21 protein-coding genes and 1 tRNA gene are annotated in these 20,604 nt (G+C 64.8%); 11 read left to right on the top strand and 11 right to left on the bottom strand.

What is annotated here, in order from left to right:
* Positions 1-30: 30 nt before the first annotated feature.
* Together MAA8898_RS16390 and ychF are read left to right on the top strand one after the other, a co-directional pair.
* Entirely contained in the window at positions 31-429 is a 399-nt protein-coding gene (locus MAA8898_RS16390; protein WP_094022107.1) for a DUF805 domain-containing protein, read from the top strand.
* Between the two features lie 139 nt (positions 430-568).
* Positions 569-1,666: a redox-regulated ATPase YchF gene (gene ychF / locus MAA8898_RS16385; protein WP_094022106.1), complete on the top strand. Its 1,098-nt coding sequence runs from the start codon at positions 569-571 to the stop codon at positions 1,664-1,666.
* A gap of 402 nt (positions 1,667-2,068) precedes the next feature.
* Here ychF and MAA8898_RS16380 read toward each other — a convergent pair whose 3' ends face one another.
* Positions 2,069-2,596 carry a hypothetical protein gene (locus MAA8898_RS16380; protein WP_094022105.1) on the bottom strand — a complete coding sequence of 176 codons (528 nt, stop codon included), beginning with the start codon at positions 2,594-2,596 and terminating at the stop codon, positions 2,069-2,071.
* Positions 2,597-3,295: 699 nt separating this feature from the next.
* Between MAA8898_RS16380 and MAA8898_RS16375 the strand changes: the two genes are divergently transcribed.
* Positions 3,296-3,385 (top strand) — tRNA-Ser (locus MAA8898_RS16375).
* A 279-nt stretch (positions 3,386-3,664) separates the two neighbouring features.
* Here MAA8898_RS16375 and MAA8898_RS16370 read toward each other — a convergent pair.
* The 10 genes from MAA8898_RS16370 to MAA8898_RS16320 all read right to left on the bottom strand — a co-directional run bounded on the left by MAA8898_RS16370 (position 3,665) and on the right by MAA8898_RS16320 (position 16,016).
* Positions 3,665-7,090, bottom strand: coding sequence for a type I restriction endonuclease subunit R (locus MAA8898_RS16370; RefSeq protein ID WP_094022104.1), 3,426 nt, complete (start codon positions 7,088-7,090; stop codon positions 3,665-3,667).
* Between the two features lie 18 nt (positions 7,091-7,108).
* Positions 7,109-7,900, bottom strand: coding sequence for a hypothetical protein (locus MAA8898_RS16365; protein WP_094022103.1), 792 nt, complete (start codon positions 7,898-7,900; stop codon positions 7,109-7,111).
* Positions 7,897-9,114: a restriction endonuclease subunit S gene (locus tag MAA8898_RS16360; protein ID WP_094022102.1), complete on the bottom strand. Its 1,218-nt coding sequence runs from the start codon at positions 9,112-9,114 to the stop codon at positions 7,897-7,899. Before MAA8898_RS16360 ends, MAA8898_RS16365 begins: the two co-directional genes overlap by 4 nt.
* Entirely contained in the window at positions 9,114-11,216 is a 2,103-nt protein-coding gene (locus MAA8898_RS16355) for a class I SAM-dependent DNA methyltransferase (RefSeq protein ID WP_094022101.1), read from the bottom strand. The genes MAA8898_RS16360 and MAA8898_RS16355 overlap by 1 nt, the downstream gene beginning before the upstream one ends.
* Positions 11,213-11,416 carry a type II toxin-antitoxin system Phd/YefM family antitoxin gene (locus tag MAA8898_RS16350; protein WP_094022100.1) on the bottom strand — a complete coding sequence of 68 codons (204 nt, stop codon included), beginning with the start codon at positions 11,414-11,416 and terminating at the stop codon, positions 11,213-11,215. Before MAA8898_RS16350 ends, MAA8898_RS16355 begins: the two co-directional genes overlap by 4 nt.
* A 97-nt stretch (positions 11,417-11,513) precedes the next feature.
* Entirely contained in the window at positions 11,514-11,873 is a 360-nt protein-coding gene (locus tag MAA8898_RS16345; protein ID WP_370738628.1) for a hypothetical protein, read from the bottom strand.
* Positions 11,874-11,899: 26 nt separating this feature from the next.
* Positions 11,900-13,198, bottom strand: coding sequence for a recombinase family protein (locus tag MAA8898_RS16340; protein ID WP_370738627.1), 1,299 nt, complete (start codon positions 13,196-13,198; stop codon positions 11,900-11,902).
* Positions 13,199-13,221: 23 nt separating this feature from the next.
* Positions 13,222-13,674, bottom strand: a complete 453-nt coding sequence (locus MAA8898_RS16335; protein WP_094022097.1) for a DUF2924 domain-containing protein — start codon at positions 13,672-13,674, stop codon at positions 13,222-13,224.
* Positions 13,675-13,989: 315 nt separating this feature from the next.
* Positions 13,990-15,336, bottom strand: coding sequence for an AbiJ-related protein (locus MAA8898_RS16325; RefSeq protein ID WP_094022095.1), 1,347 nt, complete (start codon positions 15,334-15,336; stop codon positions 13,990-13,992).
* Between the two features lie 2 nt (positions 15,337-15,338).
* Positions 15,339-16,016 carry a LexA family transcriptional regulator gene (locus MAA8898_RS16320; protein ID WP_094022094.1) on the bottom strand — a complete coding sequence of 226 codons (678 nt, stop codon included), beginning with the start codon at positions 16,014-16,016 and terminating at the stop codon, positions 15,339-15,341.
* 116 nt (positions 16,017-16,132) lie between these two features.
* Here MAA8898_RS16320 and MAA8898_RS16315 point away from each other — a divergent pair, with 116 nt between their 5' ends.
* The 8 genes from MAA8898_RS16315 (at position 16,133) to MAA8898_RS16280 (ending at position 20,595) form a co-directional block, all read left to right on the top strand.
* Complete coding sequence (locus MAA8898_RS16315; protein WP_094022093.1) at positions 16,133-16,816, top strand: hypothetical protein; 684 nt, start codon at positions 16,133-16,135, stop codon at positions 16,814-16,816.
* Between the two features lie 202 nt (positions 16,817-17,018).
* Positions 17,019-17,285 carry a helix-turn-helix transcriptional regulator gene (locus tag MAA8898_RS16310; RefSeq protein WP_094022092.1) on the top strand — a complete coding sequence of 89 codons (267 nt, stop codon included), beginning with the start codon at positions 17,019-17,021 and terminating at the stop codon, positions 17,283-17,285.
* On the top strand, positions 17,279-17,632 hold the full coding sequence (locus tag MAA8898_RS16305; protein ID WP_094022091.1) for a hypothetical protein: 354 nt from the start codon (positions 17,279-17,281) through the stop codon (positions 17,630-17,632). The genes MAA8898_RS16310 and MAA8898_RS16305 overlap by 7 nt, the downstream gene beginning before the upstream one ends.
* A 35-nt stretch (positions 17,633-17,667) precedes the next feature.
* A complete protein-coding gene (locus tag MAA8898_RS16300) occupies positions 17,668-18,150 on the top strand; it encodes a hypothetical protein (RefSeq protein WP_094022090.1) in 483 nt (160 codons plus the stop codon).
* 104 nt (positions 18,151-18,254) lie between these two features.
* The gene (locus MAA8898_RS16295) at positions 18,255-19,112 is read left to right on the top strand and encodes an ATP-binding protein (protein ID WP_094022089.1); all 858 of its coding nucleotides are present in this window, start codon (positions 18,255-18,257) and stop codon (positions 19,110-19,112) included.
* A gap of 22 nt (positions 19,113-19,134) precedes the next feature.
* A complete protein-coding gene (locus MAA8898_RS16290) occupies positions 19,135-19,917 on the top strand; it encodes a hypothetical protein (protein WP_094022088.1) in 783 nt (260 codons plus the stop codon).
* Between the two features lie 79 nt (positions 19,918-19,996).
* The gene (locus MAA8898_RS16285) at positions 19,997-20,227 is read left to right on the top strand and encodes a hypothetical protein (protein WP_094022087.1); all 231 of its coding nucleotides are present in this window, start codon (positions 19,997-19,999) and stop codon (positions 20,225-20,227) included.
* Between the two features lie 140 nt (positions 20,228-20,367).
* The gene (locus tag MAA8898_RS16280) at positions 20,368-20,595 is read left to right on the top strand and encodes a DUF6511 domain-containing protein (protein WP_094022086.1); all 228 of its coding nucleotides are present in this window, start codon (positions 20,368-20,370) and stop codon (positions 20,593-20,595) included.
* Positions 20,596-20,604 lie beyond the last annotated feature (9 nt).

The raw sequence follows: 20,604 nt of genomic DNA, 5'->3' as shown, positions 1-20,604 counted from the left end.
GGGACACACGGAATTTCAGGAGACGGAATTATGGATACGGCAATGGACACGAGGATGCCCGCCGGCGGCTACAACCGCAAGGTCGGCATGGTCGAGGCGTTCAAGCTATTCTTCAGCAACTACATCAACTTCGAAGGCCGGTCGAACCGCGGCGAATACTGGTGGGCCTTCCTGGCCATCATCCTCGTCTCGGTGGTGCTGGGGGTCGTGGACGGCATGCTGACCGCCGGCGGCGGGATGCCGATCCTGGGCATGATCTTTTCGCTGGCGACGCTGGTTCCGGGCATCGCGCTCGGCGTGCGCCGGCTGCATGACATCGACAAGTCGGGCTGGTGGCTGCTGATCGGCCTCGTGCCGCTTGTCGGCTTTCTCGTGCTGATCTATTTCTTTGTGCAGCCCCCGACCCCGGGGCCCAACCGCTTCGGCTGATCCCTCATCCACCGAAGGCACGTCTGACCCCTCTTCCCCCAAGGAAGAGGGGTTTTGCGTTTGTGCGGGGTCCACGCCGCTTGCGCCCATGCCGGTGCCCGACTAGAAGCGGCCCGTCACGCAAGAGGGAGACGGGCGCATGGGCTTTCGGATGGGAATCGTGGGGCTGCCCAACGTGGGCAAGTCGACGCTGTTCAACGCGCTGACCCGCACCGCCGCGGCGCAGGCGGCCAACTTTCCCTTCTGCACGATCGAACCCAACGTCGGTGACGTGGCGGTGCCCGATCCGCGGCTGGACACGCTGGCCGCGATCGCCAAGTCCAAGCAGGTGATCCCGACGCGCATGACCTTCGTCGACATCGCGGGCCTGGTGAAGGGCGCGTCCAAGGGCGAGGGGCTGGGCAACCAGTTCCTGGCCAACATCCGCGAGGTGGACGCCATCGCCCATGTGCTGCGCTGCTTCGAAGACCCGGACGTGACGCATGTGGACGGTCGTGTCGACCCGGTGGCCGACGCCGAGACCATCGAGACCGAGCTGATCATCGCCGACATGGAGTCGCTGGAAAAGCGCCTGCAGAACATCGTGCGCAAGGTGCGCGGCGGCGACAAGGAAGCCGTCCAGCAGGAACGCCTGATGAAGGCCGCGCTGGCGGTGCTGGAAGAGGGCAAGCCGGCGCGGGTGGTCGAAGTGGCCGACGAGGACCGCAAGGCCTGGCGCATGATGCAGCTGCTGACCGCCAAGCCGGTGCTCTACGTCTGCAACGTCGACGAGGCCGACGCCGCCGAGGGCAACGCTTTGTCGGCCAAGGTAGGCGAGATGGCGGCGTCGCAGGGCAATGCGCATGTGGTGATCTCGGCCAAGATCGAGGAAGAGATCAGCCAGCTGGCGCCGGACGAGGCCGCCGAGTTCCTGACCGAACTGGGGCTGAGCGAGGCCGGGCTCGACCGCTTGATCAAGGCGGGATACGAGCTGCTGGGATTGCAGACCTATTTCACCGTGGGGCCGAAGGAGGCCCGCGCCTGGACGATCCGCAAGGGCACGCTGGCGCCGGCGGCGGCGGGCGTGATCCACGGCGACTTCGAGCGTGGCTTCATCCGGGCCGAGACCATCGCCTACGACGACTACCTGGCCTGCAAGGGCGAGGCCGGGGCGCGCGACGCGGGCAAGCTGCGCGCCGAGGGCAAGACCTACGAGGTCAAGGACGGCGACGTCCTGCACTTCCTCTTCAACACCTGAGCCTTAGGCCGCAACGCGCCGCATGGACGTGGGCGGCAGGCCCGCGTCCCTCGTGCCGAAGGAGACGCAGCAAGGCATTCCGGACCTTCGGCTCGGAGCATTGCGTGGTTTCCGGACAGGGCAGGGAGCTTTCGCAGGGGACGCCATTGGCGGCCGTGATCTGATGCCGGTCAAACAGCAGGGTCGCGCGAGGGGCTCGCCGCAACAGTCTGTGGTGCGGCGAGCCAGGGTGATGCGCCGTGCTCCGAAGGCGCATCTGGCGATCTTCACCGGAGCGTCGTTGCCTGGCATAAGGCGCGCGGAGAGACCCACCCAACGCAGGCGTTGCGAGCCGTGGTCCGAGGGCTCATCGGGGTGCCGGGGGCCGGCTCGTGACCGGACGCGGACCCGAAGGTGCGGCCGTCAAGGTGCCGCAACGAAACACGGCGCCGTCGTCCCCGGCAACCGGCGCGGACCGGCTGCTGTTTCCGCGGTCAGCAGGTTGCCGTCGCAGGAGCCACCGCCGCCATCCGCGATGCCGAACTTGACGGTGTTGACCGCGCCCCGGATGAGCGCTGCCGTCAGCGCGACGGAGAACCCGGCACTGACCGGGTTCAGGGACACTTCGAACGGGACCACGCCCTGCATCGCCAGCGTGTTACCCTCCGGCACGAGGGTCTCCTTGCCGACGACAGCATCAAGGGTCCGCTGCCCGGAATCCTCGGTCAGAGTTTCATCGCCTGACGTTTTGTGCACGGTCCTCGTGCCGGCGGCGGCATTGACCTTTGCCAGGCCGCTGGTGCCTCTCATCGCCTTGCCGGTGGACAGGATGACAGCGCTGTCCGAAGGCGTCGGATCCGGCGCGACGGTGCCTCCTTGGCTCTGGATGGCATAAGCCGACCCAATACCGGAGTCGTTGGCCGAAACGCCCTCGAAACCGCTGCGGACCATGGTCTCGGTCTAGTTCTTTGCCGCGGCGGTGGTGTCCACTTGGAGTTTGCCTGCCATGGTTCGGACCTTTGCGCCGTTCTGGCGCGCGCTTGGCACGAACCGTCGAGGAAAGGTTTGTGAGCCGTGGTTATCTCGTTGGCCAATTTCGCCGATCCCGGGGGTCTTTCCGATCGCGGGGTCTATGGCATGTCCACCGATCAAGGCGCGTCATCCTCCAGACCGGTGGCCCGCCGGCAAACCGCGTTGGTCTGCGCACAAAGGCTTCGTGGGGCGGAACGGGTGGTGCAACGGGTCCTGCGAATGGTCCTGTCACCAACGCGCAGACCCGGGTGCTGTAGGAAGCGCGCATTTCGAGACCGCTTGGGGCTGGGCGATGTGAACCGCGACCGAGGTGCAAAGCCGCAGGAAAATGACGCCAGACCAAAGGTTGGTTGGCGTCTCCAACCGCGATGCATTTCTCCCGTTCCGGTATGCCTGCATCCCCCGGGTCAAGACGCGACGCAGTTGTCGGCTTGGCGAGCAGATAGGATATGTCGCGCGATCCACGCGCGCGAAGGCACGGCCAAGGTCTTGATCCGGAAAGCGAATGCGCTCGGTTCGCCGCGCGGCGTCAATGGCTTGGGGACGCACCTCGTCTTGGGACAACGCCACGTTTTTTCGCCTTGTATTTCCAAGGATCGGGCAGGTATACCGATCAGCGGAGACGTGGCCGAGTGGTCGAAGGCACACCCCTGCTAAGGGTGCAGACGGGAAACCGTCTCGAGGGTTCGAATCCCTTCGTCTCCGCCACTTGCCCTCGCGAAAGCGTTCTCCCGATCCGGATGCGGCCAGATTTTCCCGTTGTTTTCGAGGGTTATGCGGGACGGGCAGTTAACCGGCCCCGGTGCCAAGAGCCTCGGAAGCAGTCTCTCAGGGCCAATATTCTCCGGACCTATTAACCGCGCGAGGTTCGGTTCAGAGCGCCATGCTACTGAAATCATTAGGCTTAGAGTGGGGGCTCACTGGGCGGGGTTCGCAGTTCCGTTCGCTAAGCCGCTGGAACCCGGATCGAACGATCAGCGAACGGCCCTAGGCCGCCTGCGCGAAGCCACCGTTCACGGCCTGCTGCCACACATGGGCGTAGACGCTTGCCGCAAGCGCTTTCTTTTCATCGGGCGTGAACGGCGGTGACGGCAAACTTGCGAAGACTTCGTCCAAGATGAAGACCTCGACGTCTGCCTTGGTCTGTTCCTTCTCCCAGAAGCGATCGAGCTCAGCCAGGCGCGCCTTTATGGATGCCAAGAGGTCGCGGCTCGCCTGCTTCACCCGCTCACGAGACGTCTTGTCCAGGTTATCCTTGAGCAGCAGGTCGAAGAGCGCGAGTTCATCCTCGCCAAGCCCCTCCTTCGTTGCGCGCTTCTGTTCCTCGTCCAGACTGTTCACGAGCTCGACCAGTCGACGGAATGTCTCCTCGATGGTGGTTCGGTCTTTCTCCCGATTGTAGTCGGCGATGATTGCCTCGTACTTCACCTGATAGTCCATTCTTGCGGGATTGCGCGCCAGCATCTCGGCGAGTTTCTGTTCGACGATGTCTCGAATGTCCTGAAGCGCGGTCGCTTTGCGTCTGACCTTCTTTGCGAATTCATCACGCAGCTTCTCAAGATCGATCTGACTGAGGTCGAAGGTCAGTCCCTCGGCTTGGTCGTCTCCTGGCGCCTGCGTCCGGATGGCTTCGTTGACGATCCGGTGCAACTCCTTCAACAGCTCTGTCACGTCAGCCGTGTCGCGCCGCTCGGTCAGCTTCTTGTAGATTGCTTCGATGTTGTCGTGTCGTTCGGCGTATGCCCAAGCGCTGGGTTCCATCAGCAGCGCCTTGAAGCGAATGAACACCTGCCGTGCGAGAATCTCGAAGCGCCGCTTGGACTCATCCGTCGAATAGACGGCTTCCACGGCGTCCTTCAGACCCCTGATGCGCACAAAGCCCTTCGAGCCGAGCAGAACGCTTGGGTCGAAGCCGAGGCTCCTCAGATGCGCCTCGGTCGCCTCGATAGCTTCGAGCAGTGCCTGCACCCTCTCCTCGATGGGGGCGATGATCTCTTCTCCGCCTGTGCCATCATCACCGAGCGCGTACTGCGCGAGCGCTGCTCGCAGGCTGGCGAGCATTCCATTGTAGTCGACAATCAGGCCGAAATCCTTTCCAGGATACACCCTGTTCGCGCGCGCTATGGCCTGCATCAGCGTGTGGGCCTTCATCGGCTTGTCGATATAGAGCGTCGACAGGCATTCCACGTCGAAGCCGGTCAGCCACATCGCACAGACGATTGCGACGCGGAACGGGTGCTTGGGGTTCTTAAATGCCGTCTCGACATCGATCCGTTCGCCATTCCCGGTATCGAAACCCTGCTTCATCAGGGCACGGTGCGGGATGATGTCGAACCCCCATTTCTTGAAGTCCGCGACCTCGTTCTGCGCTTCGCTAATGATGATCTCGACGATGGTTTCCTGGAGCCACGTTGCCTGCGCATCCAGTACTTGCGCCTCCTCCGCGAGGACAGCGCGCATGGTTTCGTCGGCCGTGGTATCCGCCTCGGCTTGCTTGGCATCGGCTGCCGCCCTGACTTCTGCAGCCTTCGCCTGCCATCGCGGTATGATCATCTGGTGCATCCGGGCGCAGGTGATCTTGTCGATACAAACGAAGAGGGATTTTCCGGATTCCCACCTCGTTGCGCAGTGGTCCACGAAATCGGCTGCGATCTTGTCGAGCCGCTCATCAGCGGTGATGACCTCGTAATCCTTTCCGAGCAGCTTATCGAGGAGCGCCGCCTGATCCGGGTCGAGTTCCGCCTCCTCGATCTTCTCGGCGATCCGGTCGTTCAGATCCGTCTTGGCGACACCCAGCTTCTCGCCCCGGTTCTCGTAGACCAGCTTGACGGTAGCGCCGTCCTCCTCGGATCGCTTGAAGTCGTAGCGCGAGACATATTCGCCGAAGATGCGCTTGGTGATTTCGTCCTGCTTGAACAGCGGCGTGCCGGTGAAGCCGATGAAGGCGGCATTGGGCAGCGCAAGGCGCATGTTGCGGGCCAACCGCCCTGCCTGCGTGCGGTGCGCCTCGTCCGAGATCACGATGATGTCGTCGCGCTCGCTGTAGGGCTTCTTCGGGTCCACGTCCTTGTTGAACTTGTGGATCAGGCTGAAGACGTACTGGTTGTTCTCCTTCAGGATCCGTTCCAGATCATCGCCGGAGGCCGCGCGCGGGGTATCGTTCCCGGCAATGCCGCAGCCCACGAAGGTCTTGTAGATCTGGCTGTCGAGATCGTTCCGGTCGGTCATCAGCAGGAAGGTGAAATTACCCGGCACCTTGCGCCGCACCTTCTCGGCGAAGAAGGCCATGGAATAGGACTTGCCGCTGCCCTGCGTGTGCCAGAACACGCCCAACCGGCCGAGGTCGGGGTGCGCCCGCTCGATTATGTCGACCGGACCTTCGGGGATGAAAGACGGCAGCGCCGTTTCCGCCGTCACAAGCGCCTGCTCGCCTTTCCTGCGCTTCGTCGGCGCTTTTCGCTCCAGCGGCAACTCGACAACGCGGTGCCGCAGGCGTTCTCCGGGCGGGATGTCGGCCTTGATCGCCTCCTGCCGTGCGACCGAGGCCACGGCACGGTTAACGCCCAGCACCTGATGGTTCCTCGCCACCACCTTGCGCGCGGCGCCCGCCTTGCTTTCGTCGAACAGGATGAAGTTTTCGACCAGATCGAGCAGACGGTCATGCGCCAGCATGCCATTCAGCAGACGCTCCGCATCGACGCTGCCTTCATCCGCCTCCTCGAGCCGCTTCCATTCGTTGAAATGCTCCCACGCGCTGGTGATCGAGCCGTAGCGGGCGCGGTCGCCGTTCGACACGATCAGGAAGGCGTTGTGATGGAACGCATGGGCGATCACGTTTTCGTCCATGTAGTCGCGCAGGTTGCCGTCGAACCCCGCCCGGATGTTCTTGTAGACGGCCTTCAGCTCGATGAAGACCAGCGGCAGGCCGTTCACGAAGCAGACCAGATCGGCGCGGCGGTTGTAGTTGGGCGTCCGGATCCCGGTCAGCTTCAACTCGCGCACGGCGAGGAAGCGGTTGGCCCCGGGGGCATTGTCGAAGTCGATCACCCTGGCGCGGGCGGATTTCTGGCGTCCTTGCGCGTCGCGATAGGTGACGGGCACGCCGCCGCGCAGCATTCGGTAGAAATCGCGGTTGTGCTGCACCATGGAGCGGCTGACGTCGTAGACGGTCAGCGCGCGGATCGCGTCTTCGATGGCTGGTTCCGGCAAGTCGGGGTTGAGTCGGTGGAGGCCCGCGCGCAGGTCGCGCGTCAGGACCGCCTCGGTCGTGTCCTTGCGCCCCAGCGTGCCCTCCGGCCCGAGCACCTCCTGATTGTAGGCGTAGACGTTTTCCCAGCCCAGCACCGTTTCGAGATGCTCGGCGAAGGTGGCCTGAACCAGTCGATCCTCGCTGTTTATCCCCGTTACCGCCATCCAATGTCCCTCATCAAATCACCCGCCACGCTCCTTCAAATACCGGCCAGTGCCGTCGATGATGCCGTCGACCGTAGTCACGCAGTGGGTGCAGAACTGTGGCGACATGTAAAACAGCCATGGCTTGTCGTTCCTCTCCGCGATCTCGAACCAGCCTTCCGGCCATTTCGATCTCTCGGCCGCAAAGCTCTCGATCTTGCCATCAGGCCACTCAAAGCCGTTGTGGAACATGTTGTTGCGGTAGCGGAAAAGCGCTTCCAGCGTCATCTCGGTTTGGGGTGGCAGGTGCGGCTCGAGGCCCGTCGCCTCCGACAACTGCATGATCCCTTTCAGCAGGTCGGTCCGGGCAGCCTTACTGCCTTGATAGATCCGCGGATTCCAGTGCTCTTTCTCGTTCAGGGTCAAGCGCGGGTGGCCGGCCGGAAGCGCCACCCGGTCCCTCAATCCGGCGAAGATCGCAACGAACAGGGACTCGATGAATGGGGCGAGCATCCCCACAGCCGACATGCTGTGCGCGGACGCCTGGAACGTCAGGTGCCAGAACGCCTCCTCACGCCGCGCCTCCAGCCCGCCGTCGAACTCCCCTCTCCAGCGCGGGTCCGTATCCAGAATTTCGAACTGGTGGCCTGTCCCCTCCCGCTCGGCTTCGTGATTGCGCACAACCGCCTTGATGGCGTCGAGCTGCTGGTCGAGCAGGGTGTGGCGGAGCAGCTTCTTCGTGCGGTCTCGGGGCGTTGTCATGGCCGCCAACCCGGCCTTCAGGGCGGCAGGGTCGAAATCGCGGGGACCTTTGAAGAAGCCGCCTGTCACACCGCGATCTCCCCGTTCATCAAGCGCGGCAGGAGGAGGTCGCGGGCTTGGGCGAGCTTCTGGTTCTGCTGATCGAGGTTGCCGATCTGGGCGAACATGCCACCCACCGCCTCGTCAAACAGCGTCGAGAGGACTTGAGGCGGGATTGGCACAAGATAACGGTCGAAGCAGCTCGGCTGGACGCGCTGCCTTCCCGATGAGCCGATCATGCTTCGAATCGCGTTCTCCCTGAAATCATGTTGTCGCGCGGTCAGATAGACGATGTAGTTGCTGACGCGCCGGCCACGCAGGACGATGAATTCGGTCGAGCCACAGGCAACCTCGTCTTCCGCGAGGAGCTGCACATATCCCGTTTTGCCATTCTCAAGGCACGGGGTGATGCGGGCGAGCAGAGTGTCGCCGTTCCGGAACCGGACGCTCGTGGATTTATCGCGGTCTTCCACTGGCCCGCGGTCGATGACCATTCCTGTCTCTGACAGCGCGGACATCGGTATATAGCGGATTACACCGTCGTCATTTCGGCTGGTCTTCGGATTTACTTCAAAGGCTTCTGCCGCTGGCACCCGCTCCCAGCCCTCGGGGAGGCCGTCGGTGAGAGGGGCGTGTTCATGGCCGGGGAAGCGGAAGTGGACGAACCACTCCCGGTAGAGCAGCAGCGCCGCCTCCTCCAGCAGCGCAATGCGTCGCCGGTTGTTCTCGATCAGGTCATCATAGGCGGAGAGGATGTCGGCGATTGCCGCCTGCTCGTTTTCACCGGGTAGCCTGAACTTGAACGCCTTGATCTGCGCGCCGCTAATGTGCGGGACATTCGTGCCGCCCATGATGTTTCGGACATAATCGGAGAACTGCGTAGAGGCGATCACATAGGTGAGATAATCTTGGCGCATGCCCGGTTTAGCTCGAAGCCGCGCCACCCGTTGCACTAGCAGGCTCGGCGGATCGTGTGGCCTGAGGCGCGCCCACTTCAAGCCCGCCGTGATCCAAGGCCGGTCCATTGCTAAGACGATGTCGCCTGCGCCGAGGCCGAACCGTTCGTAGCCCTCTGTGTCGTTTGCGGGCCAATACTTCGACTTGTCCCAAGCAATGTAGCCTTGGGCGACGTTCTCGCCCTTTATCAAGGGCACGTCGGAAGGATTGTCCGTGAATTGCGCGCTCTTGAACGCGGGGCCGCTGACGACTTCCACGCACTCGCCGATTTCAGCAGTGCGTGCCATCACACCCCCAACTCCTCAAAGTTCCGGGCGATCCGCGCCGCCAGCGCCTCGGCCTCCTCGTTCAGCCCCTTCAGGTCGATGTGGATCGATCGCAGCGCCTCCTCGAAATCGAAATCCTCGTCCACCTCCTCGGGTGCCACGCCGACATAGCGGCCGGGCGTCAGGCTGTGGTCCTGGGCCGCGATCTCGGCGCGGCTGATTCGTTTCACCAGCCCCTCGACATCGCGCAGCACGGCATCGGGGAACCGCTCCTGCAGCCAGTCGGCCTGTTTCACGAAGTACCGCGCTGACCGCAGCGCCTCGACCGCCGCGGCCCGCGCGCCCTCTAGCGCCTTGCGGGCGCGCGTCACCTCGGCATTGGGCCAGAGGGTATGGTCGCGGGCGTCCAGTTCTTTGATGGCTGTATCCACCACCCGCCCGGCCAGCTTGGCGGCTAGGTCTATCTGCTTGGTCATGTCACGACAGCGGTCCGCCATGGGGTGCAGCCCGGTGCGCGCCGTATGCAGCCCGGCATTGTCGCGGGCGGCACCCAGCCAGCCCGCTGCCCGCGCCGCCACCTCGGCGTCAAACCCGGCGATATCCCCCGCCAGCGTTGCCCGCGCGCCGGTCAGTTCGCCCCAGGTCTCCGCCAGCGGATCCGGATCGCGCTTTTCGGTGACGAAGGGCTGCACCAGATCGATCAGCTTGCCGAGCGCCTGTTCATAGTCTGCCAACGGTTCCGCCGCCGCCTCGCCCTCGGCGATGGCCTGCGCGATGTAGCTTTCGACGAGTTTCAGGAAGCGGTCCGTCTGGCCGCGATAGAGCCAGACGATGGCGGCGATATTCTTCTGTTGCTCGGGCGCGAAGTCATAGATGGCCCGCGACACCTTGCGGTAGATGTTGCGCGCATCGAGCATCAAGACGTGATCGGCGCGCTCGGGGTCACGCTCCATCGCCCGGTCGAAGAACCACAGCTGACAGGGCACGGTGCGCGTGTAGAAGAAGTTGCCGCGGATATCGATCATCACGTCGACGGCGCCGGTCTCGACCAGCTTCTGGCGCACCACCGCCTCGTCCCGCCCGGCGCTGGATGCCTGGCTGGACATGACGACCCCGGCGCGGCCGTTCTCGTTCAGGTAGCTGTAGAAGTATGACATCCACAGGTAGTTGGCGTTCGAGACCTTCTTGGCCTTGTTCACGCCCGGCAGGCCGAAGGGAAGCCGCTTGTCACCCTTGACCTTGTCGGCGTCGACCTCGTCCACGTTGAAGGGCGGATTGGCCATGACGAAGTCGCACTTGCCGACGAGTTCGTGCGGGTCCTTGTAGTAGGTGATCGCTTCATTCCCGGCTCGGATCGTACCCTGCAAGCCGTGAACAGCCAGGTTGATCTGGGCGAGCTTGGCAGTCGTCTCGTTCTTTTCGTGGCCGTAGAAGGTGACGCGCTTCATCGTGTCCTGGCCCGCGTCCTCGATGAAGTGGCTGGACTGCACGAACATGCCGCCCGAGCCGCACGCTGGGTCGAAAACGATGCCGTGGTCTGGCTCGATCACATTGACGATGGTCTGGACGATGGAGGGCGGCGTGAAGAATTCGCCGTTGTCGTGCGCGCCTTGCTTGGAGAACTCGGCGAGGAAGTATTCATAGATGCGGCCGAAGACGTCGCCGGAAGCATTGCGCAGGGCCTCGGTGTCGAACTTGCGCATCATGCTTTCGAGCAGGTCATCGTCGAAGCGCTCGTAGTCCTTCGGCAACTGGCCAGCGAGCGGCGGGAAATGCTTCTCCACCTCCTCCATGGCGGCGGTGAGCGCAGCGCCAAGCTGACCGCCCTTGGGCATGTCGAGGATCACGTCGTAACGTGCCGCCTCGGGCAGCAGCATTGCGCGGCGGCGGCGGAAGTCGGCGTCGACCAGCGGTCGATCCGGCATCTTGCCGGCGGCCTTGTCCGCCTCGATCGCAGCGAGAGCAGCATAGTAGCGGTTCGTGGCTTGGCGCAGGAAAAGGAGCCCCATGATTGGCATGAAGTACTCGTTCGATGCGAGACCGGAGTTGGCCCGCAGGTCGTCGGCCATCTTCCATAGGTCCGCGCCAAACTGTTCGATTCCGGTCAGGTGGTCTGCAATCATTCGCTCGTTTTCTTTCCTGCGTTTTGTTCACCCGGACTGATGCCAGGCTTGTCCAGCGCCTTCAGCCGCTCGTATTCCTCGACTGCCAGCACGACGACAACGGGGCGTCCATGCTTCGCCACCGCGACAGGCTCGGCTCGGGCGAGATCAATCAGCCGCCCGAAGCCGTACTTCGCGTCTTTCGCGGTCAGGATCTGCATCTGACTCTCCGCTCTTGCATGGCTTACTTTGGCCAAATTGGCTAAAAAGCACAAGCCATCCATCGAGTCAGGCGTGTTCACCAAGTGCTTGCGGAATTCAAAGTCGCAGCAATGCGCGCTGACTGTTCCAATCCATGGGAAACTGCGCCCGCAGCGACTCAAGCGTCAGGTCGGGCGGCTGTCTTCCCTCAAGGATGGCCTCGACAATCTCCGGTGAAAGCTGGGTGAGACGCAGGAGCCGGGTCAAGTAAGGGGCTGCGATGCGTTCGTGTGCTGCCAAGTCGGCAATGGTGGCGAACTCGCCCGAGTCGAGCAACCGCTGCCATCGAAATGCACGCGCTATGGCTTTGATCATGGTGTTGTCGAAACGCGCACGGGGGGCCGACTCTCCCGAAGGCAGTTGCATCTCCTTCCGCCCGCCGCGCTTCACGATACGGAACGGGACATGGAGCGTCACGGTCTCGGGGATTGGAGTCCCTCGGGTCATGCGGCAGCCTCGATTCCGCCGGCCAGCATCTCGCGCGCGAGGCTGCCGAGGCCATCGACGCGCAGGCGCACGTTGAGCCCGTCCGTGCCGATGTCGACGCGTTCGACCAGCAGCGCAACGATGCGCGCCTGCTCGGCAGGGAACAGCTCGTCCCACAACGGGTCGAGCTGCTGCAGGGCCGCGCGGGCGTCGGCCTCAGTGATGTCGTCGACGTGGACGCGTGCTGCTTTCCACGTCCCCGCCACGATCTCGGGCTGGCGAAACACCGCCCGCAGCTGGTCGATGACGGCGGCCTCGATCTCGCCCGCGGGTACGCGGCCGACCGGGCAGGACCCGGCGCCGTGTTTCAGCACCGTCTGGCTGACGTAGTAGCGGTACAGCCGGTCGCCCTTACGCGTATGGGTCGGCGAGAACGCCGCGCCGTCGGGTCCGTACAACAGGCCCTTCAGCAGCGCGGGCGTGTCGGCGCGTGTGCGGGCCGCGCGCTTGCGCGGGCTCTCCTGCAGGATGGCGTGGACTCGGTCCCACATCTCGCGGTCGATGATGGCGTCGTGTTCGCCGGGATAGCTCTCGCCCTTGTGGACCGCCTCGCCGATGTAGGCGCGGTTGCTGAGCATCCGGTAGATGTATTTCTTGTCGATCCTGTTCCCGCGCGGCGTGCGGATGCCGCGTGCGCCAACCTCTCGTGCCAGCTCCGTGCAGGACCCAATCTCGAGGAAGCGGGCGAAGATCCAGCGGACACGCGCGGCGATGTCTTCGTCGACCAACAGCTTCCGGTTCTCGACCCGGTAGCCGTAGGGCGGGACGCCTCCCATCCACATCCCCTTCTTCCGGCTGGCGGCGACCTTGTCGCGGATGCGCTCGGCCGTCACCTCGCGTTCGAACTGGGCGAACGAGAGCAGAATGTTCAGCGTCAGCCGCCCCATCGACGTGGTCGTGTTGAACGACTGGGTGACGGAGACGAACGTCACCCCGTTACGGTCGAACACCTCCACCAGCTTTGCGAAGTCGGCCAGCGAGCGGCTAAGGCGGTCGATCTTGTAGACGACGACCACGTCGACGAGCCCGTCCTCGATGTCCTCCAGCAGTCGCTTCAGGCCGGCCCGTTCCAGAGTCCCACCCGAGATCCCGCCGTCGTCATATTGATCGCGGACCTGCACCCAGCCCTCGGAGCGCTGGCTGGCGATGAATGCTTCGCAGGCCTCGCGCTGGGCGTGGAGCGAGTTGAACTCCTGCTCAAGCCCTTCCTCGGACGACTTGCGCGTGTAGATCGCGCAGCGCTGTTTCCGGATCATTCCTGGTTTCGAGGGGGCCTTCGTCATGTCCGCGCCCTCCGGTTCTTCAGCCCAAAGAACACCCATCCGTTCCAGCGCGTGCCGGTGATGGCGCGGGCAATGGCCGACAGCGACTTGTAGGGCCGCCCCTGCCATTCAAAGCCGTCGGCGGCGACGGTGACGACATGTTCGACGCCCTGCCACTCGCGGATCAGCCGCGTGCCGGCGATGGGCATGGCGTCCGCGCGGATCCGGCTCTTCTTCCGGTCGCCGCCGTCGAGTTCCTCGCCCAGCCGCTCCAGCCGCCGGATCGTCTCGGGCTTCAGCCCACCGTAGGCCAGTTCCTGGATGCGGTAGGCCAGCCGGCTCTCGAGGTAGCGGCGGTTGAACGGCGGCGGGTCGCTGTCGAACAGGTCGCGCCATTGCGCCTTCAGCTCCGGCGTCGTCGCGGTCTTCAGCGCGGCCAGGCGCGCGGGAATTGGATCGTGGGTCGTCATGCGGTTCTCCGGTGAGTTGGAGTTGCATGACGGCATTGGTCGGCCGGAGAGTGTAGGAGAATTTCTCCAGTTTCGTCAGCAGGTTCGCCGCGCTCGCGCAGTCGCATCCGGACCAGCCCCAGCGCCAGCAGGTCGCACAACTCTGCGCGGCGCTCGGCAGGAGTCATCTGGTCGGGTGGCAGCGGGTTCGATCCCAGCCGCGGATATGTCGGCGCGTTTCGCATGGGAGAAACGCTATCCGCGCGCGCCCCGAAAACAATTACTTTCAGATGCTTATGGGACTTCTGCGTAAGCCTGCGGTCTTCTTGGGATGCGCTATCCTAAGCGATGGACGACGAACAGCTCCTCGAAGAATGACTTCACAAGCTTGTCGACAGATTCCTGCATCGAACCCTTGGGGTTAGAGAATTCCGAGCCCCCGAACCGAAACACCTCGTAGCCGCGAAGGCGAAGGTTGCGATCAGCCGCAACCATTTCCGCGTACAGGCCGGGATCGGCGCGCTCGCCTTTCGCATAGTGGTGCTTGCCGTCAATCTCGAGGACGACCCTCTGTCGGCCCGGCAACAGCACCAGGAAGTCCATGCGCTGCCGGAACAGAATTCGTTTGTCAGGGAGACGCCTCGCGATCTCCGGATCATAGTGCAGGTAGACCTGCGGGATGAGCGCCGGCAGCCGGTCTCCAAGTCGTTCAGCGAAATTGCGGAAGTACGCCTTGAAGAACTCCTGCTCAGGGCCGTCGTCAAGCGAGGCAAGTAGACGCCGCCCGAGGCTGGTGCGTGCTTCGGCGAGGTCGGCGATCCCTCTCTGATCCATCCACCAACGGACCAGGTCGAGCCATGACAATCCATTGCCGATGGGGCGCTCGTAAACGAGGCAGCTGTCGGCATGCTCTAGCACGACGACTTCGTTGTCGATCGCATCCGAGAACCCGAGCCTCGGCTTTGGTCCGTTGGACGCGAAGATCAGATTCTTCGGCCGCCCATCCACGCCGCGGCGAATGGGGCGTACCGAGAACGTTGCGCGGCCCGAGACCTCTCCTGTCTGAGCAACCTCGTAGCCATCGAGTTGCAGGATGCGGGTCAAGTCCGCTGCCAGCATGGTCTGTTCGTCGGCATCGCGAAACCGAGGATCCAGAGCGGTCTCGATCAGCTGCGCGAACCTCCTCGAAGGACATTTTATTGCCCCGATGGCTTCGAAAACATCCTTCGCGTTCCACAACGGGGCCGCGCCAGTCGCGTGTTGTCGGAGCTCTTCGATCTTGGTGGGGCTATCGAAGAAGTCGGCAGGCGAACTCAGATCGAAAAGCCCCTCGATCACGCCCAGACGAATGCCTTGTCCATGGATCCCGGCACCAAGGCGATCGGCCACTCGGTCGCGAGTGATCGCAGAGATCTCCGGTTGGTCCTTGTCTTGCAGGAGGTAAACCCTGTCCTGCAGGCCGATATTCCGCCGTTCTCGTGCAAACTCGAGGACCAGATCCAGCGCCTTTGCTCGCGAAAGGCTTGCGAGCGTATTCTGGGCAACCGTCTTCTTGCTGGTCCCTTCTGCAAGTGGGATGTCGCGTCTGGAGAAGAACGCCTCGATATCGACGGCCCTCATGGCATCCCGAAAGCAGCAGCCCGCCAGCTCGAGAAGATCGTCCAACTCCTCTTCAGCCGCCACTACTAAATCTCCCGTGCGAACCAGCGGATACGGCCGACGATGTGGATCTCGTCGGCCGTTCTTTCGTATTCGGGGTAGTGCTTGTTGTCGGAGATGACGCGCACCCCGGGCGGGTCGCTGTTGGGGATGTGCTCGAGCCGCTTGGCGACCAGCCCCATCCCGTCGTCCAGCACGAAGATGCCGGGCGGGTTGGGCGCGCGGCGGGTCATGTCGACCAGCACCGCGTCACCGCTCAGGAGCGTCGGCGCCATGCTGTCGCCCTCGACGTGCATGATGCGCAGCTGCGACGGGCTGGCCTTCAGGCTGTTCCGGATCCAGGAGCGGCGGAAGTGATAGACGCGGCCGGGCGTGTCGCCGTCCTCTGTCACGACCGCGCCGCCGCCCATTGCCGGGCGCGGGGTGGCGTGGGCGATGGCCACAAAGGCGTCGTCAGGATTGTCCAAGAAGGGGGGCTTCCCTTCCACCTCGCCGATGCCATGGATCAGCCAGTCGCGATCCACCTTCAGCACGCGGGCGACCTCGGCCAGCCGGTCTATACCAGGGCGGGCTGAACGGCCACGGAGGATGTCGTAGACGAACGAACGGTTCACGCCGGCCATCTCGGCGACGTGGGCGGGACTGATGCCGAGCTGGTTGGCCCGGGCTCTGAGGCGGTCGGAAAGCGTGTGGTGCTCGGTCATGTCATCCCCACCCATCTGTGGATGAAATAGGATAAAATCGGATTGATCGAAGCCGGTCAAGCGAATAAGAACAGAAGGTAAACATCTTACACGGGAATCGGCGCGGAGGGCAGTGAATGCACATCGACAAATTGTACTTCACGCTCCCCGAGATCCTTGAGCGGTGGCAGATCACCGAGGCCGACCTGATCTACCTCGCGGAGAACGACAAGCTGCGTCTGTCCGTGCGCGTGTTCGGCGCGCCCATGGAGTTCGGCGACATCGAGGAGGACGATCGAGGCGAGCCATACAAGGTGCCATGGGAGCAAGGCTACCATAGCGGTCTGCTCGATCTCCACGCCCGCGATGTGTTCCAGCTCTTCCGGTGTGGTGAGGTTCATCTCGCGAGTTTTCGGACGCCGAGCGCCGACTACGCGGAGACCTGGGGCGATGCGCAGCCCGTCCTCGTCATGATCGGCGACCTGCTGCTAAGGCGCGATGAACGCGACCGTTTCGAGGTCGAGACCGGGTTCTCGCCCGGCGGCCAGCCGATGGAGGAAGCCACCTTCATCCACTCGGCCGACTATTTCGAGGTCCGCTGCAACGGATGCCGGTTCAAGCTGGGCCCGATCCAGGCGGAAGTCGTGCGCGCGCTGCACGAGGCGGTGCAGGCAGGCGCGCCCTGGCAGAACGGCAAGGCGATCCTGTCGCGCGCCGGCTCCAAGAGCCTGCGAATGGCCGACGTCTTCAAGTCGCAGAAGGACTGGCGACAGCTGATCCGGTCCGACCGCCGAGGCGGCTACCGTCTGAATCTCGACTGACCGATCCCCTTCCGCCCCATCCGTGTGGGATCGGGAGGGGGATGGGTGATGGATGGTGGGGGATGATGGTGCCCCACCCGCGGTCAGAACCCTGTCCCGCAAGGGCCGACTGATCCCCCTCCGCATCCCCCGCCAGTCCCCACGACATCCCACACCGTAATTGCGCACTGTCTCCTCGACGACGACACGAGAGGAGACACCGATGCTGCAGAGGCATTGCCTGAACCAGAAGGAGCTGGCCCGGCGCTGGGGGATCTCCCACCGGACGCTGGAACGCTGGCGCTACAACGGCCAGGGACCGGCCTTCCTCAAGCTCGGCGGACGCGTGCTCTACCGGCTCGCCGATATCGAAGCCTTCGAGCAGAGCCAGCTGCAGCGTGCCCTGAAAATCAGCGAGGCGGTCGCGCGCGTCGGTCATTCGCCCCGTCGGCTGACCGCGGACCCCGCGCGGGCCGCACGGGTATGCTGATGGTCGCCGCAACCCCGATCGTCGCCCGCGTGGCGACGCCGAAGCTCACCGATGTCGAGCTCTACGCCTGGATCGCACAGGCCGAGGCTGGCGCCCGGATCGAGTATCACCGCGGCTTTCTCGGGATCGACGTCACGCCGGTGATCTCGACCCTGCCGGAGCCCGAGCGCCGCCAGCTCGCCGACCTCGGTCAGGCCGCGCTGGGCGCCTTTGAGAAGGGCCTCGTCCACCTCGTGCAGGAGCGCGTGGGCCCCGACCGCTTCGCCTACATCGCCGTCGCCCGGCCCAGACCCAGAGCCGCCAACGCCTCGCTCTCGGCGCTGCTCCTCGAAGAGCGCGCCGCGTGATGGCTTTGCCATTCCCTTCCAACGGAGACCCCGCCATGCCGCACCCCGACAATGCCCCCCGCCTCATTGATCTCGAAGGTCTCGCCCTCGGCGACATCGCGGCGCTGCCGCCTGAGATGCTGCTGGATCTGCAGACGACGGCGCTCGCCGAGACCGCCCGCGTGAAGCGGCTGCGGGACCGGCTCGAGGCCGGCATCGCGCAGCGCTACGAGGCCGCCGCCGCGGCCGAGCGGGCCGCGCAGGGCAAGACCAGCGGCACCGTGCGGGTCGAGGACGAGGGCGTCGTCATCGTCGCCGACCTGCCGAAGAAGGTCTCCTGGGATCAGGACCGCCTCGCCGCGATGGCCGAGCGCATCCGCGCCGCCGGCGACGATCCGACCGAGTATCTCGAGGTCGCCTACCGCGTGCCCGAGCGGCGCTTCGGCGCCTGGCCCGCGGCGATGCGCGAGGGCTTCGCGGACGCGCGCAGCGAGACCACCGGCAAACCTGTCTTCCGGCTCGAGGCTCGAGACCGGTGACGCGCGGCGGCGGGACGCCCGGTCGGCAACGCCGGGCAGGTTCCCCTTCGGCACCCGGTCACCCCCGCCGCCGCGCACCCTGAACGCAACTTCCGGAGAACCCCATGGCCTTCCGCATCATCACCGCCGACGAACGGCTCTCGGCTGCCGAGAACAAGACGTCCCTCGCCATCTTCGGCCCGCCCGGCGTCGGCAAGACGACGCTCCTGAAGACGCTGCCCGCCGAGGAGACGGTCTGCCTCGACCTCGAGGCCGGCATGAAGTCGGTGCAGGACTGGCGCGGGGACTCGATCCCGGTGCGCAGCTTCACCGATTTCCGCGACCTCGCCGTACTGATCGGCGGGCACGATCCGGCCCAGCATCCGAAGTCCTGGTACGGCGCCGAGTATCACGCCTGGCTGCAGCAGCAGTATCTCGGCACCGGCATCGAGGACTTTCTCGCCCGGAAACGGATCGTCTTCGTCGACTCGATCACCGACCTGACGCGGCAGGCCATGGCCTATGCCCGCCAGCAGCCCGAGGCCTTCTCAGAGCGGACCGGCAAGCCGGATGTCCGCGGCGCCTACGGGCTCCTGGGCCGCGAGGTGATCCAGGCGCTGAAGCACCTGCAGCACGCCCGCGGCAAGACGGTGATCTTCGTCGGAGTGCTCGAGAAGGTGACCGACGAGTTCGGCACGGCGACCTGGCAGCCGCAGATGGAGGGCACCAAGGCCGGGCGCGAGTTGCCGGGCATCGTCGATCAGGTGGTCTCGATGCAACTCTTCGGCCGCGACGCCAAGGGCGACTGGACGCTCGACGAAAACTCCGCCGAGCGACGCCTCGTTTGCCGCTCCGGCAATCCCTGGGGCGTTCCCGCCAAGGACCGCTCCGGCCGCCTCGATGTGACCGAGGCGCCCGATCTCGGCGCGCTGATCGCCAAGATCGACGGCCGTGCACCCGCCCACACCGCCACCCCTTCCTGATCCAGACGCAAAGGACAGATCCATGAGCTACGATCTTAACGACGCCCAGCCGCAGATGGCCCCCATCGGCGAGCTGATCCCCGACGGCACCTTCGCCAAGGTCCGCCTGACCGTGCGCCCCGGCGGCGTGGACGGCGCCACCCCGATGGACGCGAAGCTCCTGAAGGCATCGCAGTCGAGCGACGCGAAGATGCTGGACTGCGAGTTCACCATCCTCGAGGGGCCCCATGCCCGGCGGAAGTTCTGGCAGAGCTTCACCGTTGCGGGCGGCAAGGTCGACGAGAAGGGCCAGTCGATCGGTTGGAAGATCTCGAAATCCACCTTTCGGGCGATGGTCGACAGCGCTCTCGGGCTCGATCCCAGGGACGAAAGCCCCGACGCCAAGGCCAAGCGGGTGCTGCCTGGTCTCAAGCATCTCGACGGCATCGTCTTCGCCGCGCGGATCATGGTGGAACCCGCCTCCAACCCGCAATACCGCGACCAGAACCGGATCGCGAACGTCGTTCTGCCCGACGAACCGCAGCACGCTCCGATCATGCGTGGCGAAACCGTTCCCTCGGAGCCCGTCAACGCCCCGCCGCGCAAGGCCGCGAGCGCGCCGGCACCGGGCTGGCAGGCACCCACGCCGGCATGGGGCGCGCAGCCGCAAGCGCCGTCCGCTGCCCCGGCCTGGGGCGCGCAGGCGCCGGCTCCGCAGCAACCGCCCGCCCAGCAGCCGCCCGCCGCCCAGCAACCGGCAGCGGCCCCGCCGTCCCCGCCGAGCGGGGCGCCGGCGACCGGCATGCCCGCCTGGCTCAATGGGTGAGGCGCGGTCGGCAGCGCGGCGGCGGAGGTTAACCCGGCCTTCGCCACCGTCCGAGGCCCGGCGCGATCCTGCCGGGCCGATGACCCCGGATGAATGGCAGGCGCACGTGACGCGCGAGGCGGCGCTGGAGATCGGACGATGGCTCGAGGCCCGAGGAAGACTGCACGCCCCCATCGCAAGCCTCGGCCTCGGCGACCTCGAAGCCATGGCCAGCAACGCGATCTCGCGCTGGATCGTGCTGCAGTCCGAAAAGCTCCAGAGGGCGGGCTGGCCGCCCGAGGACCCGATCGGGACCTTCTTGCTCGGGTAGCGCTCTGCGCCGTCTGCGCCCGCGAGGCGCGCGGCTTCGGTTACTGCCACGGCCTCCGCTGGGATCGCCACCCCTACCACCGCTTCTGCTCGCGCCGCTGTCAGGACGTGGGCAGCGCCATCGCCCAAAGGAACAACGGCATGATCGACAGGACCGCGCGCGAGCGCCAAGCGATCCGCGAAGCGCGGACGCTCTTCGCCGAAGCGCTCACGGACCTGGGGCTCATGGAGCCCTTCTTCCACCGCAGCGCCGAGGACATCGACCGCCTGATCGAGGCGGCGGTCACCGGCTACATCGACAGCATGCAGGATCAGGCCGCGCGCAAGGAGCGCACCGGCACGGTCCTCGACGACCCCATTCCGTTCTGAGGGGGCGCC

This window comes from Antarctobacter aquimaris (assembly GCF_900184945.1).
Lineage (GTDB): Bacteria > Pseudomonadota > Alphaproteobacteria > Rhodobacterales > Rhodobacteraceae > Maliponia > Maliponia aquimaris.
The sequence above is the reverse complement of the archived record's forward strand: the minus strand, read 5'-3'. Positions and strand labels throughout refer to the sequence as shown.